The organism is Moraxella marmotae (genome assembly GCF_042219885.1).
GTDB classification, from domain to species: Bacteria; Pseudomonadota; Gammaproteobacteria; order Pseudomonadales; family Moraxellaceae; genus Moraxella; species Moraxella marmotae.
In genome coordinates this window covers 1-24,468 of the sequence record NZ_JBHJHR010000004.1, presented here as the reverse complement: position 1 = coordinate 24,468, position 24,468 = coordinate 1, and the positions used below count along the sequence as shown (strand labels likewise).

The window sequence follows — 24,468 nt, the reverse complement described above, 5'->3', positions numbered from 1 at the left end:
TATCCTATTCCTACCACTACCAATCGGAGGAATAGATATGAACCTAACCAACATTCAAATAGATGAAACTGGCATCGTCTGCTACCACAATGGCGATAAGCTGTTTTTGGAACTACCAGATATGCCAAACAGCCAGCATTTCATCAACCACGAACCACTAAAAGATGTCACCTATATCAAGCAACTGCAAGCACAGCTTGATGAGTATTTTGGCAACGGTGATAAAGTGCTGGCTCGCTTGTGCTATGCTGGTGGTAAAACCTACCACAGCTACGAAGAAAGTAACGGCATTTTTACCACCGACAATGGCGATACTTTCATTGAGGGCTCTGCCAGCGATTACTACAATGTGCTTTACTTCCAGCCATTTGATAACATTGATGAGCTTGACGAGAAGTCAATGTAAATCTAAGTAAAGATGGTTGCCAGCTCACCTGCTTTTTCATACAATATCTACATCAAAGATTAAATATCTTTGTAGGAATTGTTTAATAACAAGCAGGAGCAAAAAAAATGAAATTAGCCATCAAAATCGCACTGGCAATCATCACAGTTGTCATCGAACATTACCTTGATGAATAGGTAAAAATGGTAAATTCTGCCCATATTGGCAAAGATGTGGGCAGAAAATTAAAAAAAATCACCCACATTGGAAGCAAAAAATGCCAAAAGTTTACCAAGCAATGGACGTCGCCAATTACATCGTGGTCAAAGCCGCCGAGCGACACAATCCAGTTACCAGCCTAACACTACAAAAATTGCTCTACTATGTTGTAGCAAAATATGTCAAACTGTTCAATGCCAAGTTGATTGATGAAGATATTGTCAAATGGCAATATGGACCTGTGGTCAAATCGGTTTATGGTTACTTTAAAATCTACTGGGAGCCAATCAGTGAACCTGTGGCTTACTTAACATCAAGAGGCATCGGCAATATCCGATTTGCTGATGTTGATGATATTGTCTTTCAAATGAGACAAGATGCTAAGCTTACCAAGGTGGTAAAACAAGTCCTTGATGAATTAGGTTCGTTTTCTAATAATGAGCTATCTAAACGGACGCAACAAGAAGCTGCGTGGGCAGATAACGAGTTTTTGATTTTGTATGGCCCTGAACAAAGCTATTCAATATCAGAACTGCGAGCCGCTAACATATAGCTTGTGGTAAAGCCGGGCATGTATGGCTAACGCCCTATTCATAAAGGCTTCGGACAATATTTTGTTTCTTGTCCCTTCTTATGCCTATAATAAACCCATCAAATCAATCAACAAGGAATTGACTATGCTACCTACATATTCAGCAATCGAATTAAATTTTTGGCTGAGCGAAGATTGCACACAAGCCATTACAGTGCCAAAATGCCAAATGCTCTACAAAGCCGACAATCGATTTTTGATGTTGGTGACAAATCAGATCTTTGCTGATGGCGAAAAATGGTATAATAATGCTTTTGCAGATGTCATTGAAAAATACGATGCAGGCGAGCCGCTTTTTATTGATGTTGCACCATTTTTTGATAATGCTGATTTGCGAGCAATCGAACAAATCAGTTTTGTTCCAGCAGTTGATTGTGGCTTGTACATTGAACCGTACCGCGCCAACCCAAATGATATTTATGATATGATTTTTGTAGAAATTGAATTTTCAAGTAAATCATAACCTAACGAACCAACCTTTACCTATGGAGAATTAATGAGATGATAAACCGTGTAACCCTTGTAGGCAACCTAGGTGCCGATCCTGATGTTCGTGCAACCCCAAATGGCGGTAAAATCGTCGCCCTATCACTGGCCACTTCTGAACACTGGCGTGACAGTAAAAGCGGTGAATGGCGTGAGCGTACCGAATGGCATCGTGTCAAAGTGTTTGGCAAGCAAGCGGATATTGCCGAGCAAACGCTGGTCAAAGGCTCTATGGTTTATGTCGAGGGTAGTTTGCACCAAAACACCTACACCGACAAAAATGGTATTGAACGCCAATCTTGGGAAGTGCAAGCTGGCATGATTAAGCTGATTGGCGGCAATCGTCGCGAGCAAAACAATGGTTACAAACGTAATCCAAATGCTCAATACCAAGGTCAGCCACAACAGCAATATCAAGGCCAACAATATGGCAACCGTGGTCAAGCACCACAGCAACAGTACCAAAGACAAGGTGGCTATCAAGGACAACCACAGCAGTACCAAAATCAGCAATACGGCCAACAGTTTTCCCAGCCAAGCCAGTTCCAGCAAGGACAGAATTTTGGCGGTCAGCAGGCGCGCCAGCCACAGCAAAAGCCACAACCACAACCGATTAACGCTCAACAAGCAGGCATTGGCAAAGAAGAAATTCCATTTTGATTACATTTTTTCCTAGGGAAAATTTGGTAAAAATCGCATTTTTTCTAAGGAATGCGATTTTCTTAACTGACAATAGGATTGAACCATGACTACTCAAAACTTACTTGCAAAAATGCAGCACCTTGAAACCGAACAACCAAGCATTACTCGACTGTTCAACAATGCCGAGCTTGGCCAACTGTTAGCACAAGTGCAAGCTGCCGCCATTGCTGATAACGACCAAGCAGTTGATGATGAAACTGCCAATGAAAACCTGTCTCACTTTCTTGATCGCTTGCTAAGCATTGAAACAGTTCGCAAGCAGCTGTTGGAAAAATTGGATATTGTCGAAGTTGATTACTACGAATCGCTGGAAGATCTGGCTAAAGCTCAAGGCTTGGGCAAGCTTAAATATGAACATGAGCAGTGATTAGCAGGCTGGTTGGAACAAATATGGAAAACTTTCTAAACAAGAAAAACAAAATGAATGGCTTGGATTTGCTCAAGCAACTGCCAAGCGAAAGCATTAAAATTGCTTTTTTTGACCCACAATATCGTGGCGTGCTAGACAAACTGTCTTACGGTAACGAGGGCGTGTCTCGTGGTAAAGAACGCTCTGCTCTACCACAAATGGACGAACAAACCATTCGTGATTTTATCATTGGCATTGAAAAAGCCCTTAAACCAAATGGCTACCTATTTCTATGGGTGGACAAATTTCATTTGGTTGAGGGGGTCAAAGGCTGGTTTACACAAACGCCAAGCTTATCAGTGGTTGATATGATCACTTGGGACAAAATGAAGATTGGCATGGGGTATCGTAGCCGACGTCGCAGTGAATACCTTGTTGTCGTTCAAAAACACCCTAAAAAAGCCAAAACCACTTGGGTACTGCACAATATCCCTGATGTTTGGGCGGAAAAAATTGGCAAAAAGAACCACACGCATTCAAAACCTGTTGGATTACAAAAACAATTGATTTTGGCGACGACAGTAGATGGCGATATTGTTCTTGATCCTGCTTCGGGTGGGTGGTCTGTTTTTGAAGCGTGCCAGCAAGTAGGGCGTGATTTTGTTGGTGCAGACTTGGTTCATGGAGAAGATTGAATGAGCAAAATTTCAGCAGCCAAAGGCCGCAAAGATGGTAACTCTGGCTATGTTCGCGTGATTGGTAATGTCAAGCTAGGACAGTTGTTGTCTCGTGTGCAAGCGACAGTGATTTCCAATGGCAGCGAGCTTGAGCGCATGATTGCCGATCGGTCCCAAGTGATTGAGGATTTGGACCTGTTCATAGACGATACAACAGCAAATAAAGTGCCAAGCGGTGCTTATTTGTGCTTGAAAAAGACCTTGAAAAAGTCTCGCTATGCTCAATTGGTCAAAAAGATAGAACCTGATATGTTGATTTTTGTGGTTGAGCAGAATAGAATTTGTAAAATCATTGAATTGAAAGATGGCGATGCGTTCGACACCAAAAAGTCAGCAGCTGAACGAAAAAATCTTGAAACCTTTGCCACTGTGTTTGGCGCAAAAATTCCTTTTGTCACAGATTTCTTTATTTGCAGCTTCAATCAAGAATCTAAAGAAAAGATTTTTGAGGGCTTTAAAGGTTGTTTTGACCTCGATCATATTCTGACTGGCAGTGAATTATGTGCTATTTTAAACATTGATTATAATGAAATCAAAAATATTCGCACCGCTGATGCTAAAGAAAATTTTTCTTACTTTATTGATGAGTTGTTGGCAATTCCTGAGGCGAAAGAACAAATTGAGCGAAAATTACAAGGAACAGATAAACAGCCAAATTTGTAATTTCACCACAAAACAAAAAGCCTCAGTTTTACGCTGAGGCTTTTTGCTAAGGAAAACTCTCTGTGAATACATCTACAAAGTCGTTGTGCTGGTTATTCTAGCACAACCAAAACTTTTGTCAAGCAAAAATTGAAAATATTTTTCAAACATATATCAAACAAACCGACTGTACGGTTTTTATCAAAATTGCAGGCTAAAAGTGGCAAATTCATTGGATTGGCTGACTTTCGCTACCATGCTTTGACAATTGTCAATAACAAGACTTATCGAGTTTTTGAGCAAAAAGTCCTGTTTGTGGGCAGGATTTTAATATTTTGGTTAGTGGTTTGAGCTTGACTTTTTACGACTTAATGGCATAATAAAAAGCGACTGGTACTCGCCTTAGGTGGTTATTATTACCAAACCTGTTGGCTTAATAGTAGCAAAGTGATGAAAATGTAGGTTGTTTTGAAGTCACCTTGATGACATAACCACAGCGTGGTGGAATCCATGCTGTGGTTTTTATTTGCCAAAATTTTAAATGCTTTTTTTTGGCAAATCCTCAGCAATCGCAAAAAAACGATCTCGGTGGTGCTAAATATCCACCGCCTAAAGTTGGTTGTTGATAAATATTCATAAATCAAGCCGCTGTTTAGCAACCTGAAACCATGTTTTATCTTGCTCGATGCCAATAAACTGTCTGCCCAATCGGTGGCAAGCCACACCTGTACTGCCAACGCCCATGAATGGGTCTAAAATCAACTCATTTTCGTTTGTGTGAATTTGTATAATTTCACTCATGAGAGCGACTGGTTTTTGAGTTGGGTGCTTGGTGCGTTCCTTGCCAAGCAAAGTTGGTGTTTGAAAAAATCCACGCTGATAAGGTTTGTCAGTAGGTTTGTTAAAAATCCATTTGCTAGTTTTGCTTTTGACTGCCCAAATCATAAATTCCATATCCTGCACATACCTACGGTGGATATTTCGAGGCATGGGGTTTTGTTTTTGCCAAATCATCACATCTTTGACCACTCCACCCAATTGTTCAATTTTTTGGGTGATTTGGGATATAAAGCGATAAGAACAAAAGATAACCAAAGAGCCATTTTTGTGTAGAAGTGGAAAGGCAAAATCCAGCCATCTTGCAACATCAAAATCTTTGTCCCACTCGCCAAAATCCACACCTGCTCGAGGATTATTCATACTATGAAAATTATTTTCACTGGAAATATTATAAGGCGGATCAGTGATGATGTGATTAACCACAATGTTTTGTTGTTGCAAGCCTTGCATGGTTTCAATGCAATTATTATTGAATATTTTAAAATCGCACATTTGTCAATTCCTGAATTTCAGCAAGTAGCCACTAAATGAGCAGCTAATTACTACTGTTTCATTAACTTGATATTTTACTATAACTAAAATATAATGTGCAATAAAAATTAAATAACTGCATTCAAAACCAGTAAGATTGTTTTGGTGGCGCGCCTGCAAGGTGCGGTAGAAGATTAGTAAGGCTAACGCCCTATCATAAGGAACATGGGTAATGCTTGTTTGCGTCTTTCTCTCTCCGCTTTATAATGTTCCCATCAACTTAACCAACCAACAGGAATTTAAAAATGGCAATATTTAGAGTGGGCGATAAGGTGTATGCACCGTCTTGTTCCAATAAAGTCTATGTTTTGACAGAAACAAACGGCAGAAAATATTCGTTACGTGCATGCCGCAGCGACGCTGGGACTGATGCTGGTTGCAGAGCGTTCTCTCACGGCAATATGCCAAAGCTTTTTCACGCAACAGATGAAAATTGCGAGTTGCTCAGTAAACTGTACGGCATAGAATTTGAAAAACCAGGACCAAGTCCATTAACCAGTTTTGAGATTGTCAGGCACTTATTAATAACAGGCAAACAAAAATTTGTACCCTGTTATGTAAGTGACAGCGAAGAAAACCCAACCAATGCCACAGCAAACACCGACACCGTTTGCATCATGCACTGTGATAGAGATAGCGACGACGAACCTGTCTTTTTCTCGTTTCTTGGTGGCTGGAATTACGCCACGCCGTTTGATGTGGTAACTGGTGAACCGATTACTAAGATTGATGGTGATGATAATGCTTGAAGAAATTACAGCAATCTGGCATCGTAAACAGCTGTTGGTGCCGACAGTGACTGATGAAATCATTAAAATCAATGAGCAAATCGCACATAAGAAAAAGCTTTTAGATGTAATGTGCTTCGTCTCTTGTTCTAGGGCGGAGAAGATAGGCAACCGCAGTGGCGCCTATCTTTTGGGCGGATTGTTTATCTTTTTTTTCAGCTTGGTTGCAGCAGGAGAACTGGAGAAAGCGTGGCCGAACCCTCCCAAAGAATTTATTTTGGTTTGGTTAGGTTTTGTTATTTTAGTTTTTGGCTTTGGCTGGTGGTTGAGTGATCGATGCGAAAAAGCAATGAAAAGATCTCCATTGCCTGACAAAGTTGTCCTGCCATTGCTTGACATTGCACCGCAATATAGCGACCACCCACTGATTAAAAAGCTGAAAACTGAGCAAATTAGTTATAATGAATTACGCTCTGCCATAGATTCTATCGAAAGTGAAATTGATGCTTTGGAATATGACTTGATTGCTTTAAAAAAGCAAGCGATTGGTGAATAAAAAGGTGAAGCTATGAGAGTTTTTGTTAGAACATTGTCCGACAAAACAGAACAGCAAGGCTAACGCCCTATCGATAAGGATTTAAGGTAATGGTTGGTTGTGCTGTTTCTCTCCTTGTCTATAATAACCCCATCAACCAAACAACACAGGAAACCATCATGCAACGCCAAACCTTACCAGTCTTATCACTCATCGGCTTTGCTGGACGAGTTGCCAACGCCACCACTAAGGCTCACAATAACCCCGATTTTAGCAGCGACAGCACCGCCAAGCTGTGCATTAACGCTGTTTACAAGCTATATCATGAGCAAATCGAGCTACTAAACAGCCATGCCGATGATAGCAAGCTGGTTGCCAGTAAGATGGTTCAGCATTACAAAAACTTTGCTGGTGGTGAAATGTCCGAATGGCTTGGCGATTATTCTTACATCACCACCGAAATGCGTCATTTTTGGTTTGATGAGTTGCCAACCCAAATCCGCCAACAAATCGACAATGCAGGCGAGTTTGGCTATGCTTTGATTACCGTCATGGACGAATTGTTTTTTGATATGGGATATTTTCAAGGCATGCAAAACAAGCCAGCATAAACCAATATTTAACTTATCACAGTAACCAAAAGGAAAAACCAATGCCTAACATTTTTGAACTTAAAAGCGAATTTCTTGGCAAAATCGGCACTATTGAAACTACCAACCAAACCATATTCAGCGAAGTTAGTGAAATCTATAGTTCATGGTTAAAGTTTGAGCAACTGAAGAACGCCAGTGAACAACAGAAAATAGCTTTTGCTGAAGCATTGTATGGCGTGATTTCTCATGCTTATTACAGCTACGAATATGAAGATATGGATATTATGGGTTTGTTGATGACCGATATAGCCTTTGATAACACGATACCAGCCGATACGCCGCTTTATGAAATTGATTGGGATGTCCATTGCAACTTTGCCCACGACCAAACCAATTTCCAAAAACAGCTTAGAAAAATCTTTGCTTGATGTTGTTGGTTGATAAGCCTTGCCGATTGGTGGGGCTTTTTAATGCCACGCCTGCAGGCGAGATGGTGGGCAGAGAATAGGTTAGTAAGGCTAACGCCCTGCCATAAAGGCTTTAGATAATATTTCTTTTAGTCCCCGTCTTGCTTTATAATAGCCTGTCAACTCAATAAGGACAATCCTATGGCTAACTATGTAGAAACTATTATCTATTTTCAAGGTGAAACCGAGAATATTCAAAGAATGCTGGGTGACCTAGACCCACACGGTTTTGGCACTTTTAGAATCGACAAAATTAACCCTATGCCTGATGAGCTGGTCAAGTTTGATGGTTTTGATTTGGGAGTCTCAATCGTGCAAGAAAACATTTTCGCAGCTTTGATGGTTTGTTCTGATAACAGTTTAACCATTGGCAATGAGGAGAACGCAACCATTTGCAGTGAGGACAGTTCGCCCATCGACTACTTACAAAAATATGGATTAGAGGAATTGTCAGAATTAGGCATCACCCCACAAACCACCATTGGTGAAGCCAAAAAGCAAATTAGAGCCGTGCCTAAGTTCGCTGAACATGTTGCACTTTTTGACAAATACGGTGCTTGCAATTATCTTGCATGGGCATCAAAAAACCTTGGTACATCAAGCTGGGATGCTAAGTTTGAAATTAGCAAAGTTAACCAAAATTGCATTTGCATTAATGGCGCCACACAGTGGTCTAGCCCTGAGATTGTCATTAAACAAATGGCAAAACGCTACGATGTGCAAGCTCATGGCTGTGCTGTCGAGGAAACATTGCAGTTTATTGGGGATATTGAAACCGTAGATGGCGAAGTCAAATTCACTTATTATGAGGACGAAGCTGATGTTGTCGCTGTTTTGAAAAAACATGGCATCGCTGAAAAATACAAGGCCTACTTTGATTGATGTTGTGTTGTTGGTTGATGCTCCACTACGGTGGGGCATTTTTTTCATATTCGCAATTTCGCAATGGTTTTTGTGGCTCGCCTGCACTATGCCAACAATGGACTGTGACGGCTAACGCCTTATCTTAAAGGGCTTAAGATAACAAACACTTTCTGTTCGCTTTTGCTGTTTATAATAACCCCATCAACCACAACAACAAAGGTGATTATTATGGCAAAATACATTAGTATTGAACAAAGCGAAAAACGCTTGCAAGATTTGGCGGATTTGTTCGTTGGCGGCGTGTCGGTTTTAGTTCTTGTTTTTTTGGTAGGCTTGCACTATTACGAAAAACAAACCGCCGAAAAATCAAAGGCTGAATTTTCTACTTGGTTGGCTCAACATGAAGCCAAAAAAGAATTAGCCCAGCTTAAAATCAATGAGCAAAACGAACAAATCAAGGTGGCAAACTATGAAAACTAATATCAAAAAATGGCTTATCATTGGCGGTGCTGGTGTACTGTCATTGGCGAACCTTACAGGCGGTTTATTGGCTTACGGATTTTATGGCGTGGCTCAAGAACAAAAACAGCAAATCAAGTTTATGCGGTTAATCAATGAGCAAACAAACGCCCAGCTAGAACAAGGGCAAGATGAACTAAACCGCATTAAACAAGTGATTGAACATGGCATCACAACCGAAAAACTGATTTTTAAGCAGCAACCACAGCCGCAACCACAACAGCCAACACAGATTGAAATTTAGGGGGTTAAAATGATTGTTTGGAATAAGACAGCGGCGATGGTTTGGGAAGCGTCAGTTAATGAGCGAAGTTTTACCATTCTACCTATTAATGATGTAACTTACTTATTTATCGACGCCAACAGCGATAAAGAGCAAATCAAAACCTTTAAGGATTGCCCCAGTGCTATCCGATTTGTTGAAGCTCTAGCCAGTTTTGACAAGCACCAGCAACAAGACTAAATTAGATTTAAAAAAGCCCTGCCGATTGGTGGGGCTTTTTGTTGTGGGGTGCAGGCGTGGGCTTGTGGGTGGCAAACAAACTGATAAGGCTAACGCCTTGTTAAAGGTTGGGGGTAATGTTTGTTTTCTTATTTTTCTCCGCTCTATAATAACCCCATCAAGTCAATCAACCCAGCCACAACACGAGGATTTTGCTATGGCTAACTGGATAGATGTGCAAGTTACTGTTACAGCACCAAAAACGAACATTAAGAACTTTATTGCATCATTGGGCGACAAGCAAGAAAATGGGCATAAGTTTTTCAATCTTAGCGATATTATCCCAATGCCAAGCGATATTCAAGCCACAGAGGGCATGGAATTTCCAACCGCCATTCATGCCATTTTAAGCAGTAAAGACGATAACCGCCCTGTTGAAATGCTGGGCTTGTCTGCTAAACGCTTGCAAGAGCTGAAAAAAGCGGGCATCAGTGGTTACACGACTACCCACCAAGCCAAACAACGCTTGCAAAATAGTAATGATGAAACCATCAAATATTTTGTGGATTTATTTAATAAGTATGGTGCGGTGCATATTGAAGATTGGGGGTTTGAGCATTGGGGAACTCTTGTTGATGTGCCGATTTACTATCAAGAAAACGAGTTGGACAATGGCGAAATTTCAGTGGCTTTGGGTGCGGACACGGCATACACACCGCCAACCGCCCTGTTGCTACACCTTGCCAACAAGTTTGGTTTAGCGATGAATGGCTGTGCGGTTGATGATGGTGCAGATTATGGCGTCAGAATTGAGACTGTAGATGGCGAAGTTTGCTTTACTTATTATGACTGTTTGAGCCAGTGGAATGAGTTGAAAAAACTACTGGTAGAATATGACATTTACGAAAACTACTTTGAGGACTGATGTTGTGTTGTTGGTTGATGCCCTACCTACTACGGTGGGGCATTTTTTTCCACGCCTGTGGCGGCATGGGAAACAGATTAATAAGGCTAACGCCTTATCGTAAAGGGCTATTGCGGATTGTTTTCTTGCGTGTTTGGTTTCCGTCCTATAATAGCCACATCAACCAAACAACACAGGAACTCAAATCATGAATATCCAAACAATCAAAGCCCAAGCCCTAGCCAATTTTAACCAAGTGGCAATCAATAGCCAAACCGCTCAAAAATTACACCAAACCCGCAGCCGTAACAGTGCTTACGATTTGTTGGGCTTTGACCCAGTGAGCTTGTCAGCGGTTTATATCACCGAGCGTGGCGATGCCAGTTCTGTTTTGATGTACTCACGCAAGACCATCAAAAACCCGCAAATTCACACAGTGCGTGGCGATAATAGCAAGCTGTTGCAAATTGCCAATGATTTTATCAATAAGCACAAAGAACTTGCCACTGCTAAAAAAGCAGCCAAAACCTCCGCCCCATCAGCAGATGCAATGTTTAAAATTGGGGATGTTTTTGCCTACTTTTACGGTTACGAATGCACCAAATGGGACTTTTTCCAAGTTGTTGGCTTTAGTGGCAAGCAAACAATTCAATTGCGTGAAATTCATGCAAAATTGATTAAGCAAGAACGCCACGGCGATTATATCGCCCCCGCTGTAAACGATTTTAAAAGTGATAAAATCATCAGCAAAAAAGCCCAAAAATTGGAATTTGGCAACCGCTCGCATGTTTACCTTAAGATGGATAACCATTTTGCCAGAGTGGTAGATGCAAACGATACTTTTTTAGAAACACCCTACTAAGAACCGCCAAACCCAAGCCCCACCAAGTGTGGGGCTTTTTTTCACGCCTGCGATGGTGCAGTAGGGTGCAGTAGATAGATTAATAAGGCTAACGCCTTATCGCAAAGGTTAAAGGAGCTGTTTGCTTTGTTTTCTGTTCCTGTTGTTACAATAACCCCATCAACCACAACATAGGTAAATTGCTATGAAAACCAAACAAACTGTTCTATTCTCTTTTGAATGCTCACTCTATCACTCTACTGATTTGATGGATATTGAATGTCAAGCTTTCGAGAACAACGCCAGTGGCTACAGTGCTAATCTGATTTTTTGCAACCGCCGTGGCGTCGATTATCTTGTTTTGTTTGAAAACGAACAACAAAAAAGTGAACCTTATTTCAAAAAATCGCATTTGCAAAAAATGCGAAAAGAGCCCCAACTAGACCTTGATTTCCTAACAATTCCTTGCTATAATTAGCCATTATAGTTAAGAAAAGAGCAAACATGAACCACTATCGCCCTCATCAATTCGCTAAGATTATTGGCGTTTCTGTCTCAACCTTACGCCGTTGGGATAATGAGGGTGTTTTACCTGCCAAACGCACAGGTTTTAATCAGCGTTATTATACTGATGATGATATTGCCTTGGTGCGTCAAAGAAATGGCGTTGTCCCTGAAGATAAAAAGATTGTGGTTTATTGTCGTGTGTCTTCAAAAGCCCAAAAAGACGACTTAGCCTCCCAATTGTCTGCCATGCAACAGTTTTGTTTGGCTCGTGGCATTGCCGTTGATGAATGGCATGAAGAGATTGGCGGTGGCTTAAACTTTAAACGCAAGGTCTTTTTATCCTTGATGTATCGCATTATTGATGGTGAGATTAAACAACTGTATGTAGCCCATAAAGACAGACTGGCTCGTTTTGGTTTTGATTTTTTTGAAGAGATGGCACAAAGACAAGGTTGTCAAATCATTGTTGCCAATCAAGAACAGTTATCTCCCCAACAAGAAATGGTTGAAGACATGCTAGCCATTGTTCACAGCTTTAGCTCAAGACTGTATGGCTTAAGAAAATACAAAAGCAAAATCAAAAATCTGATTGAAGATAAACCATGACCCAAATCACCACCCACACCATCTATTCTCTGCCTTTGAGCCAAGCAAAACTGGCTCAAATTCAGCAGTTATGTGCGTTGTTGGGTGCTTTACGCGCCAGTATTTGGCATGAGTTTGGCTCAAAACCTAAAAAGCTTAATCACAGACAAATCCGTGATAACTGGCTGGCTTGTCAAGACGAGCGAATTAAAGGCATTCCTGCCAGATTATGGAAAGCCACGCTACAAGATGTGATTGGTGATATTAATGCCAGAAATGAGGCTTGTAAGACATTACTGGTTAAAAAACTGTATCAAACACTGGGTGTAGAATCTGCCAAATCTTTGCTTAAACAATACCCGTTTGACAAACAAGCTTATCTTGACCACCCCTTATTACACAGATTGGTCAGAAAGCTAATGCCACGTGGCAGAACCAAAGTCAATAACCAAATTGTGGTTGATACAGGTTGCTATCGTTATTTTGAGCATAACGGCAGAAGTTATCTTGCCTTACAAGGTTTAGTCAAAGGCAAACGCATTGTTATTCCCCTAAATTGCCTGCACCCAACAGCGATTGACAGCACCATTCGTTTAATCTTGGTTCGACAAAAAGGTAAAGCGGTGCTAAAAGTTTGTTTATGCAAACAGGTAGCAAGCAAACAAGATGAGTTTGTGAGTGCAAATAAACCCAATCAGATTATCGGTATAGACAAAGGATACAGCGAAGTTTTTACCGACAGTAACGGCAATCGCTATGGTGAGAATTTGGGCGAGTTGTTATCTGCCCACTCTGACAAATTAAAACCCAAGTATCAAAGACGCAATAAGCTTAGAGCTTTAGCGGAAAAATACGAAATCAGCAATCCTGCCAAATCCCAACGCATTAAAGACAACAATTTGGGCAGACAAAAACTTGATGCTCAAAAACAAAGACATCAACAACAGGTGCAAACAGTGGTTTATACTGCTTGTCATCAGTTGGCAGGGCAAAGCAATGTTATTGTGGCAGAAGATTTGTCCGCACCCATCAAATCAAAAAATTATGGTAAAAACCAAAACAGAAGATTGTCTGCTTGGGTAAAAGGTACAATCCAAGCAGCATTACAAAAGACATCTCAGCAGTACGGTGTACTGCTTAGTTTGGTCAATGCCGCCTACACTTCGCAAGGTGATAGCCAAAACAATGGTCTGTTAACAGGCAAGCGTGTTGGTGATCGCTTTTACCGTGAAAACGGGGAAGTGTTGGATGCAGACACAAACGCAGCAAAGAACATCTTAGCAAGACATTATGACGATGAGATTAAGTTGTGGCATAGCAAATATAAAGTGAAAGCCATCTTGCAAGATAGACTTCGCCAATCGGTTGAGACTGTCCAACCCGTGCTCCAGTTGCACCAGTCAACGGAGCGTGAATTACTAAACAACTGCTCATTGGTTAACAATAGGTAGGGAATTTGGAACAGGAATTGTGGGGGCTTTGTCGGTTTTACGGGGGTTGGTATCCACACGACGCCGACGCCTACACAAAAGCACAGCTTATCGATGACTTGCTAACAGTGGATTTTGAACAGCATTACACTACTGTTTACAAAGAAAATGACTGGTGCGAGTTGGAATACGATTATACTGTGCGTGGCTATTGTCAAGGCGATGCTATTCAGGTTAAGGATTTATCTACGCATAAAGTTTGGGATAAGCAAAGCTTACAAAATCTGTTTTTTGATGTACCTTTGACTGGTTCGGTAACAGTTTACAAAGACAATCAAGCGATTGCAGATATTTATTTTGATGAGTTTTTAGACCCATATTGCTATTGGGACGCTGATGAAAAAGCCAAGCTGATTGAAAAAATTGGCAACAGTTGCCAAGGCGAGGAATATCAAAGCCCACTGATTGCGTTTTTGGAACAAGCATTGACAACTGATTGTGTGGATGTGGCCGCCTAATTTGAAATAAGCCAACCAATCCTCCGCTAAGTGCGGGGGATTTTTTTTGGAGATTGGGGAGGCGTGAACAGATTAGTAAGGCTAACGCCTTATCATAAGGATTAAAGGTAGTATGTGATTCCGTCGTTTCTCTTTACCCTATAATAACCCCATCAACCAACACAGGAGATTTACCATGAACAACAATATTCCACCACTGTTTCAACATGCCTATCAGCTTGTCCCAGTCGCCAAAGCATGGATTGCCGAAAAAGGAAGATGCGTTGATTACTTCTTGGCTCAAGCGTTCTTTGAAGTTGATAAGATGGAACAAAAGAATATTGTCAATTATGACGATAAGAACAATTTAGAAATTGTTCTAACAACTAAAGTGCTAGATAAGTTAAATGTAGATTGGTTCCACGACTTTGGCGAATTTTTGAGCCCAAGATTGATGGATTTGCACAACTACGATGAATGGAATAACCAAAACAATCTAAGAATTGCCGCTAGAAATGCATTGTTTGATATGGTAACTGATTTTGTTACCACTGATGATGATATTGATGATTTTGAAAACAGCGAATTGCGAGATTTTAGTGGCTGTTACCAAAATCAACGCTTTGAAAATATTTTTCAGTTACATGATTTGGTTTGTTCTTAATTAGTAACCAACAAGTCAATGCACAAGCTGCGGTTTGTGCATTGACTGGCAAAATCGATAATTTATTTTTCAATCAATAAGGAGTTTTTATGTGCTTAGTAAAACAGCAACAAATTGAAATGGCAGTTGAGTTGGCAGACAAAATTTTGCCTCTGCCCCACTTACGCCACGATACTGAAAAAAATGTGGTGCGTTATGGTTTTGTTGAAAATGGCGAAAAATACGAGTTCGATTTGAACAATTTCACCACCACCATCAATCTGTTAAAAACCATTGTTAAAACCAATCCCGAAGTGGCCGATGTTCGGGTGCTTTTGACCTATCGAGTTGCCGACAACCAACGCTCAACCATCAGCGTCAATGGTAAAACTAAAACAATCAAGCGAGAATTGGCAGATTTTTTGTACCAGCAAATCATGCAAGCAAAAACCTTGGAAATGCTGTCTTATAGCTTGCACAAGCAAGATGTTGATATAGCGTTTCGGTTTATTTGAAAAAGGAGCGGATTGTGAACGGTGTTAAAGCAGCGTCGATTATTGGCTTGTTGCTTACGACGATCTTTTGTTTTTACTTAGCAACAGTAATGAATTGGCATGCAGATGTGGCATGCCGAGTGATAAAGGGCATGCTAAAGCTTTTAGGCTTGGTGACTTTCATAATAGCAAGCGTTGTGACGTACTCCCCTTGCTAAACTGCGGGGCTTCCTACAACTAGCGTATCACGTCCGATACGGAGAATGTTCTTGGCTGCATTGACATCTCTGTCATGCGTGGTGTTACAAGCACCACAAGTCCATTCTCTTATTCCTAAACCTATTCTACCTTTCGGACTACTGGACATATCGCCACAGCACGAACAGGTTTGGGTTGTAAATTGTTCATTAACTTCTGTAAAAAGACAGCCTGCATGCTTGCACTTATATTCCAACTGTTTTTTGAGTTCAAACCAGCTTGCGTCATAGACAGACTTAGCCAGTTTGGTTGAAGTGAATGCGGTGGACTTTAGTTTGCCAATCACAATCAAAGCATGGTCTTTGATTAATTTGCTGGTGAATTGATGAATGGCATTAAGTCTTGAATTTTTGATTTTGGCATGAATGTTTTTAACTTGCTTTTTCTTATTGGCTCGTTGAGCTTTGGCAAGTTTTTGGGCATATTTGGCAGTGAACTTCATGCTAAGTTTATCACCATTGCTGGCAGTGACGCTGTCTTTTAAGCCCAAATCCAAGCCAACAGATTGTGTGCCACAGTTTGTTTTGGGATAGTTTTTCACGGTAACGCAGGCATACCAATGCCCACGACTGTCTTGTACAATTTCACAAGTGTTGATGTCGTATTGTGACAAGTTGTATTGGTCAAAGACAGTGATAATAAGTTTTTCACCACCGCCAAGTGATAATTGTAATTTTGATTTTAGTGCGGTTTTGTTTGTTTGATAGGTTTCAATAAGCTTAATGGCAGAATGTTTAAATGGAATCCAACCTAAGGATTTTGTTTTTGCAGTTTTGTTATTTGTTCGCCATTTTAATTTGGCTTTTTTAAATTGCTTACGGTTTTTGGCATGCGTTTCATTAATGGCTTGAATGGTTTGAGAATGCAAACCAAGTAATGCACCACTACCTGTGGTATATTCGTTTAAGTCATAGGCAGATAAAAATTTACCTTTGCGTTGCAGATAGTTATAACTCAACTCATTCACATAATTCCACACAAAATTCACCGAACTTGAGAGCTTTGCAAGTTGGTGTTTGTGTTTATCGTAAATGCGTAACTTGAGTGTTTTCATGGGTTATGGTATGATATTTATAGCTTAATTATACATTGGTCTAATTATATGTCAAGTCAAAAACCCGAAATAAGACGAGGCCGTCATGTGGTTTACAATCTTCATGTGCATTTGGTCTTTGTTACCAAATACAGAAGAAAAGTCTTTACCAAAGAAATTTTAGATGACATGCAAAGTATCTTTGAGCGGGTTTGCTTTGAATTTGACAGCACTTTGGTTGAATTTGATGGTGAAGAAGACCATGTACATTTGCTTGTACATTATCCACCAAAGGTGAGCATATCCAAATTGGTAAACAGCCTTAAGGGAGTGTCCAGTCGCAAACTCAGGCAAAAGCAATATGCAAATATTACCAAAAATCTTTGGGGCGATGCCCTGTGGTCCCCAAGTTATTTTGCAGGCAGTTGTGGCGGTGCGCCAATTGAAATCATTCGACAATATATTGAACAGCAAAACACACCACAGTAGTAAAAGCCACCTTATATCCACCACCTGAAGTTGGTGGTTTTACGGTGGCGGGGATAATCATTAAGTAAACAGCAGCCTGCATTCAAAGAATGCAGGCTACTACAACCAACAACTGGTAAGGTGATTACCAGCGACTTTATTATAGTGGATTTTTAGTGCTAAGACAAGGCATAGCCATATCATAAGTTTGAATAAACATTGTCCCTTTTGCCAACAGTAATGACAATGATAACAATTTCATCGTCAAAAACTTGGTAAAGTAAGCGATAGCCATCACTTCTCAACTTGATTTTGTAAAGGTCTTTACTACCACTACCTCTGAGCTTGTTTTTGGCTATCCTTGGGTTTTCCAAGACGTTCGCCAACTTTTTGCGGAATTTGTCTTTAATGTCTGGACCAAGTTTATCAAATTCTTTTTTGGCGCTTTCTTTAAATTCCAACTTATAAGTCATTTAAATCTACTCTTATTGTTGGTTCGTTTTTACGCTCTTCTGCGATTTGTGCAAGTTCGTAATCTTCAATAAGATCAAGCATTTTTTCATACAGTGCCGCTGGGACACAGTAAAAAGCTGGCTCATTTCGGTTTAGCACGGCAACGGCTTGACCGTCAGCAGTATTTAAAGCGTCCATTGGGCTTTTTTTGAAATCGCTAATACTGGAAATATATCGGCTATGGATAACACTCAACATGTACACTCCTTACTTTTGATTTATGGTGCTATTAATAGTACCATTAAAAGTACTATTTGGCAACCATTTAATGTACAAAACAGCACCCCGATAACAAAGACGACCAAGCACGGCTAACGCCCTGTTAATAAGGGGCTAAAGATAGTAATTGGTTTTGTGTTTTCTGCTGCGGTCTATAATACCCCTATCCACTTAACCACTACAATGTGTGTGAGTAACCAAGTCAAAACACCACATATTGTACTTTTGCTTAATATCGTTTATGATATTATCAATAAATAGTAAACAAGGGGGTAGAAATGACAACCTTAGCCCAAAACCAAGACTTACTAAGCCAAATCGCTGAGCTTGCCAAAGCCTGCTTGCAAGACAAACAAGATGATATGGACACCCTGCAAGGCTCTTACAAGCAAAAGAAATGGGCTGTTGAAATTCGCCAGCGTTACTTAAAAGCGGTGGGCATTATGGCTGCCGATAAAAAACGCAAAGCCTATGAGTTGCCACTTGCCAAACAAGCCAGCTTTTGGATTGAGCTGCGAGATTGTACGCCTAAGCAAATCAGTGCTGTGCTTGATGGCAAAATAACTTTTGAATCGCTACTAAACAACCAGTAAACCGCAACCAACAAGGTGAAACCTATGAACTTAATCGACATTATCAAACAAAAGAACCCAAATTTTGAGCAGTTCACGCCTGCCGTGCAAGATAAAATCCATGCGATTGTCAAAGCCTATGAACAAGCTGGCAAGAATGGCTACCGACAATTGCCATCAGCTTGGTGGCCTTGCGATAAAGACCAACTCAATATTGAAATCATCGGTGATGATGTTGTTCTTGGTGTTGGTTTGGGTGGTGATGAGCCACGCCATTTACTAGGGCTTTATGACTATGGCGTTGATTATTTGCACCATTTGCCATTTGCCAATAAATTGGGCAACCTGCCAGAATATGCCAAGGATTTTATCAGTTGTGCGGTACAAGATGGCGAGCTGTTGCCATACAATCAAATCCCAGCTTATAATAGCCGTGATTTTGATGTTTTGTTTTACTATCTAAACTATGGCATTTCAGATTACTTGATGGAGCCTGCCAGTCCACAAGCTGATATTGACTTGATGTACCGTGCCAAAGAATTGATTTGGCAAGTTTATATTAACTGGAACATGCCACAAATCGTAGCTTTGTTTAGAAATAAAAAGTTTGCCTATGCTTTTGACCAATACGATTTTGTAGATAGTGCTGAGTTTAGCGATTTATTCAATGTTGCTTTTCAAAACATGGACGAGCCAAAAGAGTCAGGCGTTGCCGACTTAGATTATGATTTAGATGATGACGACTGCCTAAAGTTGGTAGAAATCATCGAACAAAAGTTGCCTGATTATTCTTACTGGCTGGATGCATTCGACACAACCAACGAGGACAAAACAGTGAGCGGATACCCCCACCACGCCTGCCAACTTGTACCAATTGCCAAAGTATGGATCGCCGAAAAAGGACGCTGTGCCTATTACTTCTTGGGTGAGGCGTTTTTTGAAGTTGACAAAATAGCACAAAACACCTCTATCAATGGCATTGATAAAATAAATTTGGAAATTGTTTTGGCTGCTAAAATACTAGAAAAGTTAAATATAGAGTGGACCTATGGTTTCGGCAAAGCCATTAAACCGTTACTGGTAGATTTATACCGATATGATGAATGGAAAAATGAGATTAACTTAAAAATAACCACTCGCAATGCACTGTTCAACATGATAACTGGTTTTGTGGTTGTCGATGATGATATTAATGAATTTGAGAATGAGATTTGGCGGTCTTTCAGTGGTTGCTACCAAAATCAACGCTTTGAAAATATTTTTCAGTTGCATGATTTGGTTTGTGCTTGATTGTCTGTCTGAGTGCAACGATAGCCCACCGAAATGGTGGGCTTTTGCTGTGGCTGGTTTGCGGTTTTGGTGGTTTGCAATCGTTTGCAAACCGTAACTGTTAGCTCATAGGCTTGTTTGAGTTTTTGAGTTTTGGCATTGATTTGGTCTTGCTCACCCTGTGGTAGGCGTGCCATATACTCGTTAAGGGTTGTTAGTTTTTTCATGGTCTAGGCTTTCCAAAAGGTCTTGTGGTTAATGCATCTAATTATAACAATATAAGTAATATTCTGACAACCTGTCATAGCTTTGCGGCGGTGGTTGATAGATTAATAAGGCTAACGCCTGATTGCAAAGGCTTTGGGTGATAATTTGTCTCTTTGCTTCTTCTTTTCCTATAATAAACCCATCAACCTAACCAACCAACACGAGGATTTAACTATGCCACACTATGTAGAAACCATTGTTTATTTTCAAGGTTCAAATGAAAACATTCAAAGAATGCTGGACGATTTAGACCCACAAAAAACAGGCAAATTTACGCTGGATAAAGTGATTGCTATGCCTGCTGAGTTGTTAGACGTTGATAGTTCTATGGTAGGATATGTTGTTGATGGTTTGCTATCTAGCACCGATGACGATTTAACCATTGAAAGTGATGACAACAACCTGCATGCAGGCGAGAAAACAAAGCTATACAAATTAGGCATCACCCCACAAACCACCATTGGTGAAGCCAAAAAGCAAATTAGAGAAATACCAGAGCTTGCTGAATACATTGCACTTTTTGACAAATATGGTGCTTGTGATTGGTACGAGTGGGCGATTAGAAATGTTGGCACAAAATCTTTCAATGCTGAATTTTGTATCAGTCAAGTTGAAGAGTGCGTTTGCATCACTGGTGATACTGCTTGGTCTGTTCCTGAACCAATAATCAAAGAACTGGTAAAACGCTATGATTTGCCAGTCCACGGCTGTGCTATCGAACAGTGCCAGTTGTATGTATCGGATATTGACACAATCGACGGCGAAGTCTATTTCATTTACTATGAAAACGAAGCTGATATGCAAACTGTCTTAGAAAACCACGGCATGGGCGATTATTTCTATGATGATGAGTTGGCTGATTAATATTATAACAGGCAAAGTGATTACTGAGATTGATGGTGATGATAATGAATTGTTCTAACAAAACTGAACTTATCGGCAAATTGGCAGGCATTATTGAAGATTTAGCAGATGAAATCTCATCTGCTAAAACTGAAAAATTCAATGCCGAGTTTTTTGGTGATGATAAGTTGTTCTTGCAATATTATTATTACTTAGAGGGCTTGCAATTTGTTGAAAGCCGATTGCAAGATTTGGTAGATGAGATGGAGAATGGCGATGAGTGCTGATAAAAGGTACAATGAAGACCTGGTAATATTTTTAGCTCCGCTTGTGGCTTTCGCTTTCTTAGTTATTCTCGCGTTTTCGTCGCTACTGTGGGTGTCGGCAGACAGGCAGTTCCCAATAGTGGGCGATAAAAGTCAAAAAATCCAAAAAATGCTTGACGATTTTCGCGTAGAAAGATATGAATATTCAACCGCCTGCAATCCCGATACTTGGGCAAATCAAGAGTATAGGGAATATGGGGATCTTTTCAAAGGAACCACAGGCATTACACCTTTGTGGTGGTGGGTTTCAAATGACAGTATAGGTGTCCACCCTGACCTAGAAGCTCAGTGCAATGAGTCACTAGAAAAGATGAAAACCACCTACAAAGAAATGCTAGACACCAACGGCGTTGATGTTGGCATTACTTATGGCAACTTACTTCGATTGCAGCGAATCCATGATGAAGAACGCCAAAAAGTGCTTGCAGTGATTGATCAAATTCGTGATACGATTGATGAACAATATAAGAATAGTCAAAGTAAAGGATTAAATGTTTCTCTTGATGATTGACTTGTGATGGTTGGAAAAAGCCGATGGTATGGTTAAGCTGTCGGCTTTTTTATGGTTTGGATTTGGACTGCTGTGGTGGGCGAAGAATAGATATGTAAGGCTAACGCCCTATTGATAAAGACTTAAGACAATAGCTGGTTTCGTCTTCCTATTGTGTCTTACAATACCTACATCAACCAAACAACATAGGAAACAAACCATGTTAAACCAAGCACAAACCACGCCAAACCTTGTAGCCATCGCCAACACACTAGGCATTCCTACCACACCGCAACAAGTAGATTTGGTAGCTATCGCCCAAATGTCTAACCGTGAAATGTTGGATTTTCTTGAAGTAAAATGCAATGGCTCATTTTGGCATCATGTGAGCATTAGAACCCAATATTACGATTTGTTGGATTTGCTGTATGAGCTAGAACAAAAATGGGCGGATATGAGCTATTACAACAAACATTTAGCCATCACCCAAGAATTAATTTGCCGCTTTGAACTTGGCGATGATGAATAATCATCGCTAAACCACCAATTAACCACAAGGAATAAACCATGAATCTTGAGCATTACAAAAAACTGTTGCCAACAATCAAAGAATGGATAAATGAATATGCACAAATGCCATTTTTTCTGGCATCGGCGGCTATTGATGTGGCGAAAATCCAAAGCGATAATGATATTTTGCAATGTGTTCTATCTTTAAAAATCGCTCTACTGGATAAAATCCTTACCAAGCTAGATGAAAACTACTTTTTGCGGTTAGGTTCGGAACTCAAACCAATTCTTGATAATCTTTACTACTATGATGAATGGGTAAATGACCAGAATTTGAACACCGCTGTTCAAAATGCCCATTTGGCTGTTTTGCGCAGTTATGTGAATTTAGATGATGATGTTGTTTTTGAAAATGAGCATGATTTGGCAATCAAAGGCGAATATCAAGGAAAACGCTTTACAGACTTGCCACAGTTGCATGATTTGGTTTTTGGCGATATTGAGTTAGATAATTGATATTGTGTTGTTGGTTGATGCCCCACCGTAATAGATGGGGCATTTTTTATGACTTGGTTGCAGGCGTGGCGGTGGGCTTGGTAGATAGATATGTAAGGCTAACGCCTTGTCATAAGGGATATGGGCAATGCTTTGTTGTGTGTTGGTTCTCTGCCCTATAATAAACCCATCAACCACAACCATTCACAAGGTGAATTTTATGCTTATCCGCACTGTTAAATTGAAAAACATGGTCAAAGCCGCCAACACCGAAAATGTAAATTTGGAATATAAGGTGACAGGTATCAAACGAAATGACCGGCAAATTGGTTGTAGTGGCTTTGTTATTAATAAAGATAATGGCCGCATTTGTTATGTCAATACAGACCCAAATTGGAATGATGAGCCAGTGAGATGCTTAGTCAGACGAGCACCTAATAGCACAAGCTACAGTAACCACGAAATCAACAATTTTGTTAAACCTGAAAATACTGGCAAGGCGGTAATCGCACTAATAACTGGCGACTACGACAGAACCATTTATGATGATGGTGTAAGCCGTCTTGACGGACCTGTTTGGGTTTATTAAATAACAAAAAGTGGCTTGCACTCAAAGAATGCAAGCCACTACAACCAACTGACAAAGGTGATTGCCAGCAGCGTTATTATAGAGAATTTTTGGCGGCAGAGCAAGACCACCACGGCTAACGCCTTATCATAAGGGCTATTGCGGATTGTTGGTTTGGTGTCTGTTTCTTACCTTATACTAATCCCATCAATCAACAACACGAGGAATTTATCATGGGTTCTCCAACGCAAATGGTCATCAGCTTTACAGGCATCAACACAGACGGCGAAAAAGCCCATCAGTTGTTTTACAGCTACCATCATTGGGGGCATGGCAAAGTTATGCCAAGCAATGTTATGCAAATTGTCCATACATATGTTTACGGTAGCCCATTTTGGCAATGCCAAAGCGGCGACCAGCAAAATTTGCCCTTTGCCGAGCAATACAAATATCGCATTGATGAGTTAAACATCCCATCTTGCATTTTGGCTGGCGATTTGCCCCATCACAGTCTAAAAGAAAGGAATATCGCAACCGATAAAGAATTAGACTTGCAAACTTTGGTGGATATTTTCAACACCTATGGCAACGATGATGGTTATTGTTTTATGCAGATTGTGGAAAACGACAAACAACGAGAAATCGGCATCGCCTTTGTTCGCAATGAGTATCAGATTAAAAACAATCCGCCACAGATTAATTTTTGTAGCGTGGAAAAATACCTACAAGCCAACGCCGCCGATTTGCCAGATGGCTATATTGAAATGTTCACCAGCTTTTTAAAAATTTATGGCATTGATGACATTTCGGACAAGTTGAACCAAACGCAAAAAATCGATACAGATTTTGGCTTTAGTGGCGAATAAACCCAAACCCAACCCATGCCATGCTTGCCAACTGGCGGCATGGCTTAATCAAAATAAGGATTAAATATGAAACGCATTGTTGAAGTCAAAACCCAAGAAGTAATTACTAGTAGCTTTTTCGTAGAAGTTCCAATTGACGCAAGCGATAGCGACATTGAACAACTGATTTGGCAAGCAGCAGATGACGGTGTTATCAGCTTTGGCGATGGTAGAATTGAACAAACAATTGATGTAAACGC

39 protein-coding genes are annotated in these 24,468 nt (G+C 40.4%); 34 read left to right on the top strand and 5 right to left on the bottom strand.

Annotation, left to right across the window (positions count from 1 at the left end; translation table 11 throughout):
- The first annotated feature begins 37 nt into the window (after positions 1–37).
- The 7 genes from ACFBZI_RS10910 to ACFBZI_RS10880 all read left to right on the top strand — a co-directional run bounded on the left by ACFBZI_RS10910 (position 38) and on the right by ACFBZI_RS10880 (position 4,133).
- Entirely contained in the window at positions 38–406 is a 369-nt protein-coding gene (locus tag ACFBZI_RS10910; protein ID WP_375716395.1) for a hypothetical protein, read from the top strand.
- Positions 407–662: 256 nt separating this feature from the next.
- Positions 663–1,157: a Panacea domain-containing protein gene (locus ACFBZI_RS10905; protein ID WP_375716394.1), complete on the top strand. Its 495-nt coding sequence runs from the start codon at positions 663–665 to the stop codon at positions 1,155–1,157.
- Between the two features lie 22 nt (positions 1,158–1,179).
- Complete coding sequence (locus ACFBZI_RS10900; RefSeq protein WP_375716393.1) at positions 1,180–1,659, top strand: hypothetical protein; 480 nt, start codon at positions 1,180–1,182, stop codon at positions 1,657–1,659.
- 38 nt (positions 1,660–1,697) lie between these two features.
- On the top strand, positions 1,698–2,342 hold the full coding sequence (locus tag ACFBZI_RS10895) for a single-stranded DNA-binding protein (protein WP_375716392.1): 645 nt from the start codon (positions 1,698–1,700) through the stop codon (positions 2,340–2,342).
- 85 nt (positions 2,343–2,427) lie between these two features.
- The gene (locus ACFBZI_RS10890; protein ID WP_375716391.1) at positions 2,428–2,751 is read left to right on the top strand and encodes a hypothetical protein; all 324 of its coding nucleotides are present in this window, start codon (positions 2,428–2,430) and stop codon (positions 2,749–2,751) included.
- A gap of 23 nt (positions 2,752–2,774) precedes the next feature.
- The gene (locus ACFBZI_RS10885) at positions 2,775–3,428 is read left to right on the top strand and encodes a DNA methyltransferase (protein WP_375716390.1); all 654 of its coding nucleotides are present in this window, start codon (positions 2,775–2,777) and stop codon (positions 3,426–3,428) included.
- Complete coding sequence (locus ACFBZI_RS10880; RefSeq protein ID WP_375716389.1) at positions 3,429–4,133, top strand: hypothetical protein; 705 nt, start codon at positions 3,429–3,431, stop codon at positions 4,131–4,133.
- A 612-nt stretch (positions 4,134–4,745) separates the two neighbouring features.
- On the opposite strand, the gene ACFBZI_RS10875 is transcribed toward ACFBZI_RS10880, so the two are convergent.
- Entirely contained in the window at positions 4,746–5,444 is a 699-nt protein-coding gene (locus ACFBZI_RS10875) for a DNA-methyltransferase (RefSeq protein ID WP_375716388.1), read from the bottom strand.
- 284 nt (positions 5,445–5,728) lie between these two features.
- On the opposite strand from ACFBZI_RS10875, the gene ACFBZI_RS10870 reads away from it, so the two are divergent.
- The 16 genes from ACFBZI_RS10870 to ACFBZI_RS10795 all read left to right on the top strand — a co-directional run bounded on the left by ACFBZI_RS10870 (position 5,729) and on the right by ACFBZI_RS10795 (position 15,553).
- Positions 5,729–6,232, top strand: coding sequence for a hypothetical protein (locus ACFBZI_RS10870; RefSeq protein ID WP_375716387.1), 504 nt, complete (start codon positions 5,729–5,731; stop codon positions 6,230–6,232).
- A complete protein-coding gene (locus ACFBZI_RS10865) occupies positions 6,225–6,767 on the top strand; it encodes a hypothetical protein (protein WP_375716386.1) in 543 nt (180 codons plus the stop codon). Before ACFBZI_RS10870 ends, ACFBZI_RS10865 begins: the two co-directional genes overlap by 8 nt.
- An 89-nt stretch (positions 6,768–6,856) precedes the next feature.
- Positions 6,857–7,357 (top strand): hypothetical protein, encoded by a 501-nt coding sequence (locus ACFBZI_RS10860; protein ID WP_375716385.1) that lies wholly within the window; start codon positions 6,857–6,859, stop codon positions 7,355–7,357.
- A gap of 41 nt (positions 7,358–7,398) precedes the next feature.
- A complete protein-coding gene (locus ACFBZI_RS10855; RefSeq protein WP_375716384.1) occupies positions 7,399–7,767 on the top strand; it encodes a hypothetical protein in 369 nt (122 codons plus the stop codon).
- Between the two features lie 180 nt (positions 7,768–7,947).
- A complete protein-coding gene (locus tag ACFBZI_RS10850) occupies positions 7,948–8,688 on the top strand; it encodes a DUF1281 family ferredoxin-like fold protein (RefSeq protein WP_375716383.1) in 741 nt (246 codons plus the stop codon).
- A gap of 210 nt (positions 8,689–8,898) precedes the next feature.
- Positions 8,899–9,150 carry a hypothetical protein gene (locus ACFBZI_RS10845; RefSeq protein ID WP_375716382.1) on the top strand — a complete coding sequence of 84 codons (252 nt, stop codon included), beginning with the start codon at positions 8,899–8,901 and terminating at the stop codon, positions 9,148–9,150.
- Positions 9,140–9,433 (top strand): hypothetical protein, encoded by a 294-nt coding sequence (locus ACFBZI_RS10840; protein ID WP_375716381.1) that lies wholly within the window; start codon positions 9,140–9,142, stop codon positions 9,431–9,433. The genes ACFBZI_RS10845 and ACFBZI_RS10840 overlap by 11 nt, the downstream gene beginning before the upstream one ends.
- Before the next feature lie 9 nt (positions 9,434–9,442).
- Positions 9,443–9,652: a hypothetical protein gene (locus ACFBZI_RS10835; protein ID WP_375716380.1), complete on the top strand. Its 210-nt coding sequence runs from the start codon at positions 9,443–9,445 to the stop codon at positions 9,650–9,652.
- A 196-nt stretch (positions 9,653–9,848) separates the two neighbouring features.
- Positions 9,849–10,556 carry a hypothetical protein gene (locus tag ACFBZI_RS10830; RefSeq protein WP_375716379.1) on the top strand — a complete coding sequence of 236 codons (708 nt, stop codon included), beginning with the start codon at positions 9,849–9,851 and terminating at the stop codon, positions 10,554–10,556.
- Positions 10,557–10,743: 187 nt separating this feature from the next.
- A complete protein-coding gene (locus ACFBZI_RS10825; protein ID WP_375716378.1) occupies positions 10,744–11,397 on the top strand; it encodes a hypothetical protein in 654 nt (217 codons plus the stop codon).
- A gap of 184 nt (positions 11,398–11,581) precedes the next feature.
- Entirely contained in the window at positions 11,582–11,854 is a 273-nt protein-coding gene (locus tag ACFBZI_RS10820) for a hypothetical protein (RefSeq protein ID WP_375716377.1), read from the top strand.
- A gap of 26 nt (positions 11,855–11,880) precedes the next feature.
- Positions 11,881–12,489, top strand: coding sequence for an IS607 family transposase (locus ACFBZI_RS10815; RefSeq protein ID WP_375716376.1), 609 nt, complete (start codon positions 11,881–11,883; stop codon positions 12,487–12,489).
- On the top strand, positions 12,486–13,919 hold the full coding sequence (locus ACFBZI_RS10810) for a zinc ribbon domain-containing protein (protein ID WP_375716375.1): 1,434 nt from the start codon (positions 12,486–12,488) through the stop codon (positions 13,917–13,919). The genes ACFBZI_RS10815 and ACFBZI_RS10810 overlap by 4 nt, the downstream gene beginning before the upstream one ends.
- A 5-nt stretch (positions 13,920–13,924) precedes the next feature.
- Positions 13,925–14,416: a hypothetical protein gene (locus tag ACFBZI_RS10805; protein ID WP_375716374.1), complete on the top strand. Its 492-nt coding sequence runs from the start codon at positions 13,925–13,927 to the stop codon at positions 14,414–14,416.
- A 175-nt stretch (positions 14,417–14,591) separates the two neighbouring features.
- Positions 14,592–15,059, top strand: a complete 468-nt coding sequence (locus ACFBZI_RS10800; protein ID WP_375716373.1) for a hypothetical protein — start codon at positions 14,592–14,594, stop codon at positions 15,057–15,059.
- Between the two features lie 89 nt (positions 15,060–15,148).
- Complete coding sequence (locus ACFBZI_RS10795; protein ID WP_375716372.1) at positions 15,149–15,553, top strand: hypothetical protein; 405 nt, start codon at positions 15,149–15,151, stop codon at positions 15,551–15,553.
- 193 nt (positions 15,554–15,746) lie between these two features.
- On the opposite strand, the gene ACFBZI_RS10790 is transcribed toward ACFBZI_RS10795, so the two are convergent.
- Positions 15,747–16,844 (bottom strand): RNA-guided endonuclease InsQ/TnpB family protein, encoded by a 1,098-nt coding sequence (locus ACFBZI_RS10790; RefSeq protein ID WP_375716371.1) that lies wholly within the window; start codon positions 16,842–16,844, stop codon positions 15,747–15,749.
- Positions 16,845–16,892: 48 nt separating this feature from the next.
- Here ACFBZI_RS10790 and tnpA point away from each other — a divergent pair, with 48 nt between their 5' ends.
- Complete coding sequence (gene tnpA / locus ACFBZI_RS10785; RefSeq protein ID WP_375716370.1) at positions 16,893–17,312, top strand: IS200/IS605 family transposase; 420 nt, start codon at positions 16,893–16,895, stop codon at positions 17,310–17,312.
- A 179-nt stretch (positions 17,313–17,491) separates the two neighbouring features.
- Here tnpA and ACFBZI_RS10780 read toward each other — a convergent pair whose 3' ends face one another.
- On the bottom strand, positions 17,492–17,764 hold the full coding sequence (locus ACFBZI_RS10780) for a type II toxin-antitoxin system RelE family toxin (protein ID WP_375716369.1): 273 nt from the start codon (positions 17,762–17,764) through the stop codon (positions 17,492–17,494).
- Entirely contained in the window at positions 17,754–18,002 is a 249-nt protein-coding gene (locus ACFBZI_RS10775; protein WP_375716368.1) for a plasmid stabilization protein, read from the bottom strand. Before ACFBZI_RS10775 ends, ACFBZI_RS10780 begins: the two co-directional genes overlap by 11 nt.
- Positions 18,003–18,301: 299 nt before the next feature.
- Between ACFBZI_RS10775 and ACFBZI_RS10770 the strand changes: the two genes are divergently transcribed.
- Both ACFBZI_RS10770 and ACFBZI_RS10765 read left to right on the top strand, forming a co-directional pair.
- Positions 18,302–18,616 carry a hypothetical protein gene (locus tag ACFBZI_RS10770; RefSeq protein WP_375716367.1) on the top strand — a complete coding sequence of 105 codons (315 nt, stop codon included), beginning with the start codon at positions 18,302–18,304 and terminating at the stop codon, positions 18,614–18,616.
- A 24-nt stretch (positions 18,617–18,640) separates the two neighbouring features.
- Positions 18,641–19,885 carry a hypothetical protein gene (locus ACFBZI_RS10765; RefSeq protein ID WP_375716366.1) on the top strand — a complete coding sequence of 415 codons (1,245 nt, stop codon included), beginning with the start codon at positions 18,641–18,643 and terminating at the stop codon, positions 19,883–19,885.
- Here the strand turns inward: ACFBZI_RS10765 and ACFBZI_RS10760 are convergent.
- The gene (locus ACFBZI_RS10760; protein ID WP_375716365.1) at positions 19,858–20,091 is read right to left on the bottom strand and encodes a hypothetical protein; all 234 of its coding nucleotides are present in this window, start codon (positions 20,089–20,091) and stop codon (positions 19,858–19,860) included. The genes ACFBZI_RS10765 and ACFBZI_RS10760 overlap by 28 nt on opposite strands.
- 214 nt (positions 20,092–20,305) lie before the next feature.
- Between ACFBZI_RS10760 and ACFBZI_RS10755 the strand changes: the two genes are divergently transcribed.
- The 8 genes from ACFBZI_RS10755 to ACFBZI_RS10720 all read left to right on the top strand — a co-directional run bounded on the left by ACFBZI_RS10755 (position 20,306) and on the right by ACFBZI_RS10720 (position 24,229).
- Positions 20,306–20,995: a hypothetical protein gene (locus ACFBZI_RS10755; RefSeq protein WP_375716364.1), complete on the top strand. Its 690-nt coding sequence runs from the start codon at positions 20,306–20,308 to the stop codon at positions 20,993–20,995.
- 44 nt (positions 20,996–21,039) lie between these two features.
- On the top strand, positions 21,040–21,261 hold the full coding sequence (locus ACFBZI_RS10750; RefSeq protein ID WP_375716363.1) for a hypothetical protein: 222 nt from the start codon (positions 21,040–21,042) through the stop codon (positions 21,259–21,261).
- Positions 21,251–21,811: a hypothetical protein gene (locus tag ACFBZI_RS10745; RefSeq protein WP_375716362.1), complete on the top strand. Its 561-nt coding sequence runs from the start codon at positions 21,251–21,253 to the stop codon at positions 21,809–21,811. The genes ACFBZI_RS10750 and ACFBZI_RS10745 overlap by 11 nt, the downstream gene beginning before the upstream one ends.
- A gap of 199 nt (positions 21,812–22,010) precedes the next feature.
- Positions 22,011–22,319, top strand: a complete 309-nt coding sequence (locus tag ACFBZI_RS10740; RefSeq protein WP_375716361.1) for a hypothetical protein — start codon at positions 22,011–22,013, stop codon at positions 22,317–22,319.
- 38 nt (positions 22,320–22,357) lie between these two features.
- A complete protein-coding gene (locus ACFBZI_RS10735; RefSeq protein ID WP_375716360.1) occupies positions 22,358–22,816 on the top strand; it encodes a hypothetical protein in 459 nt (152 codons plus the stop codon).
- Positions 22,817–23,015: 199 nt separating this feature from the next.
- Positions 23,016–23,384 carry a hypothetical protein gene (locus tag ACFBZI_RS10730; RefSeq protein ID WP_375716359.1) on the top strand — a complete coding sequence of 123 codons (369 nt, stop codon included), beginning with the start codon at positions 23,016–23,018 and terminating at the stop codon, positions 23,382–23,384.
- Entirely contained in the window at positions 23,372–23,503 is a 132-nt protein-coding gene (locus ACFBZI_RS10725; RefSeq protein WP_375716358.1) for a hypothetical protein, read from the top strand. The genes ACFBZI_RS10730 and ACFBZI_RS10725 overlap by 13 nt, the downstream gene beginning before the upstream one ends.
- A 93-nt stretch (positions 23,504–23,596) precedes the next feature.
- Positions 23,597–24,229 carry a hypothetical protein gene (locus ACFBZI_RS10720; RefSeq protein ID WP_375716357.1) on the top strand — a complete coding sequence of 211 codons (633 nt, stop codon included), beginning with the start codon at positions 23,597–23,599 and terminating at the stop codon, positions 24,227–24,229.
- Positions 24,230–24,468: the final 239 nt, after the last annotated feature.

Bases quoted from the DNA above. Each gene is read 5' to 3' on its own strand.
- ACFBZI_RS10910 (WP_375716395.1), top strand. From the start codon at position 38: ATGAACCTAACCAACATTCAAATAGATGAAACTGGCATCGTCTGCTAC.
- ACFBZI_RS10905 (WP_375716394.1), top strand. From the start codon at position 663: ATGCCAAAAGTTTACCAAGCAATGGACGTCGCCAATTACATCGTGGTC.
- ACFBZI_RS10900 (WP_375716393.1), top strand. From the start codon at position 1,180: ATGGCTAACGCCCTATTCATAAAGGCTTCGGACAATATTTTGTTTCTT.
- ACFBZI_RS10895 (WP_375716392.1), top strand. From the start codon at position 1,698: ATGATAAACCGTGTAACCCTTGTAGGCAACCTAGGTGCCGATCCTGAT.
- ACFBZI_RS10890 (WP_375716391.1), top strand. From the start codon at position 2,428: ATGACTACTCAAAACTTACTTGCAAAAATGCAGCACCTTGAAACCGAA.
- ACFBZI_RS10885 (WP_375716390.1), top strand. From the start codon at position 2,775: ATGGAAAACTTTCTAAACAAGAAAAACAAAATGAATGGCTTGGATTTG.
- ACFBZI_RS10880 (WP_375716389.1), top strand. From the start codon at position 3,429: ATGAGCAAAATTTCAGCAGCCAAAGGCCGCAAAGATGGTAACTCTGGC.
- ACFBZI_RS10875 (WP_375716388.1), bottom strand. From the start codon at position 5,444: ATGTGCGATTTTAAAATATTCAATAATAATTGCATTGAAACCATGCAA.
- ACFBZI_RS10870 (WP_375716387.1), top strand. From the start codon at position 5,729: ATGGCAATATTTAGAGTGGGCGATAAGGTGTATGCACCGTCTTGTTCC.
- ACFBZI_RS10865 (WP_375716386.1), top strand. From the start codon at position 6,225: ATGCTTGAAGAAATTACAGCAATCTGGCATCGTAAACAGCTGTTGGTG.
- ACFBZI_RS10860 (WP_375716385.1), top strand. From the start codon at position 6,857: ATGGTTGGTTGTGCTGTTTCTCTCCTTGTCTATAATAACCCCATCAAC.
- ACFBZI_RS10855 (WP_375716384.1), top strand. From the start codon at position 7,399: ATGCCTAACATTTTTGAACTTAAAAGCGAATTTCTTGGCAAAATCGGC.
- ACFBZI_RS10850 (WP_375716383.1), top strand. From the start codon at position 7,948: ATGGCTAACTATGTAGAAACTATTATCTATTTTCAAGGTGAAACCGAG.
- ACFBZI_RS10845 (WP_375716382.1), top strand. From the start codon at position 8,899: ATGGCAAAATACATTAGTATTGAACAAAGCGAAAAACGCTTGCAAGAT.
- ACFBZI_RS10840 (WP_375716381.1), top strand. From the start codon at position 9,140: ATGAAAACTAATATCAAAAAATGGCTTATCATTGGCGGTGCTGGTGTA.
- ACFBZI_RS10835 (WP_375716380.1), top strand. From the start codon at position 9,443: ATGATTGTTTGGAATAAGACAGCGGCGATGGTTTGGGAAGCGTCAGTT.
- ACFBZI_RS10830 (WP_375716379.1), top strand. From the start codon at position 9,849: ATGGCTAACTGGATAGATGTGCAAGTTACTGTTACAGCACCAAAAACG.
- ACFBZI_RS10825 (WP_375716378.1), top strand. From the start codon at position 10,744: ATGAATATCCAAACAATCAAAGCCCAAGCCCTAGCCAATTTTAACCAA.
- ACFBZI_RS10820 (WP_375716377.1), top strand. From the start codon at position 11,582: ATGAAAACCAAACAAACTGTTCTATTCTCTTTTGAATGCTCACTCTAT.
- ACFBZI_RS10815 (WP_375716376.1), top strand. From the start codon at position 11,881: ATGAACCACTATCGCCCTCATCAATTCGCTAAGATTATTGGCGTTTCT.
- ACFBZI_RS10810 (WP_375716375.1), top strand. From the start codon at position 12,486: ATGACCCAAATCACCACCCACACCATCTATTCTCTGCCTTTGAGCCAA.
- ACFBZI_RS10800 (WP_375716373.1), top strand. From the start codon at position 14,592: ATGAACAACAATATTCCACCACTGTTTCAACATGCCTATCAGCTTGTC.
- ACFBZI_RS10795 (WP_375716372.1), top strand. From the start codon at position 15,149: ATGTGCTTAGTAAAACAGCAACAAATTGAAATGGCAGTTGAGTTGGCA.
- ACFBZI_RS10790 (WP_375716371.1), bottom strand. From the start codon at position 16,844: ATGAAAACACTCAAGTTACGCATTTACGATAAACACAAACACCAACTT.
- tnpA (WP_375716370.1), top strand. From the start codon at position 16,893: ATGTCAAGTCAAAAACCCGAAATAAGACGAGGCCGTCATGTGGTTTAC.
- ACFBZI_RS10780 (WP_375716369.1), bottom strand. From the start codon at position 17,764: ATGACTTATAAGTTGGAATTTAAAGAAAGCGCCAAAAAAGAATTTGAT.
- ACFBZI_RS10775 (WP_375716368.1), bottom strand. From the start codon at position 18,002: ATGTTGAGTGTTATCCATAGCCGATATATTTCCAGTATTAGCGATTTC.
- ACFBZI_RS10770 (WP_375716367.1), top strand. From the start codon at position 18,302: ATGACAACCTTAGCCCAAAACCAAGACTTACTAAGCCAAATCGCTGAG.
- ACFBZI_RS10765 (WP_375716366.1), top strand. From the start codon at position 18,641: ATGAACTTAATCGACATTATCAAACAAAAGAACCCAAATTTTGAGCAG.
- ACFBZI_RS10760 (WP_375716365.1), bottom strand. From the start codon at position 20,091: ATGAAAAAACTAACAACCCTTAACGAGTATATGGCACGCCTACCACAG.
- ACFBZI_RS10755 (WP_375716364.1), top strand. From the start codon at position 20,306: ATGCCACACTATGTAGAAACCATTGTTTATTTTCAAGGTTCAAATGAA.
- ACFBZI_RS10750 (WP_375716363.1), top strand. From the start codon at position 21,040: ATGAATTGTTCTAACAAAACTGAACTTATCGGCAAATTGGCAGGCATT.
- ACFBZI_RS10745 (WP_375716362.1), top strand. From the start codon at position 21,251: ATGAGTGCTGATAAAAGGTACAATGAAGACCTGGTAATATTTTTAGCT.
- ACFBZI_RS10740 (WP_375716361.1), top strand. From the start codon at position 22,011: ATGTTAAACCAAGCACAAACCACGCCAAACCTTGTAGCCATCGCCAAC.
- ACFBZI_RS10735 (WP_375716360.1), top strand. From the start codon at position 22,358: ATGAATCTTGAGCATTACAAAAAACTGTTGCCAACAATCAAAGAATGG.
- ACFBZI_RS10730 (WP_375716359.1), top strand. From the start codon at position 23,016: ATGCTTATCCGCACTGTTAAATTGAAAAACATGGTCAAAGCCGCCAAC.
- ACFBZI_RS10720 (WP_375716357.1), top strand. From the start codon at position 23,597: ATGGGTTCTCCAACGCAAATGGTCATCAGCTTTACAGGCATCAACACA.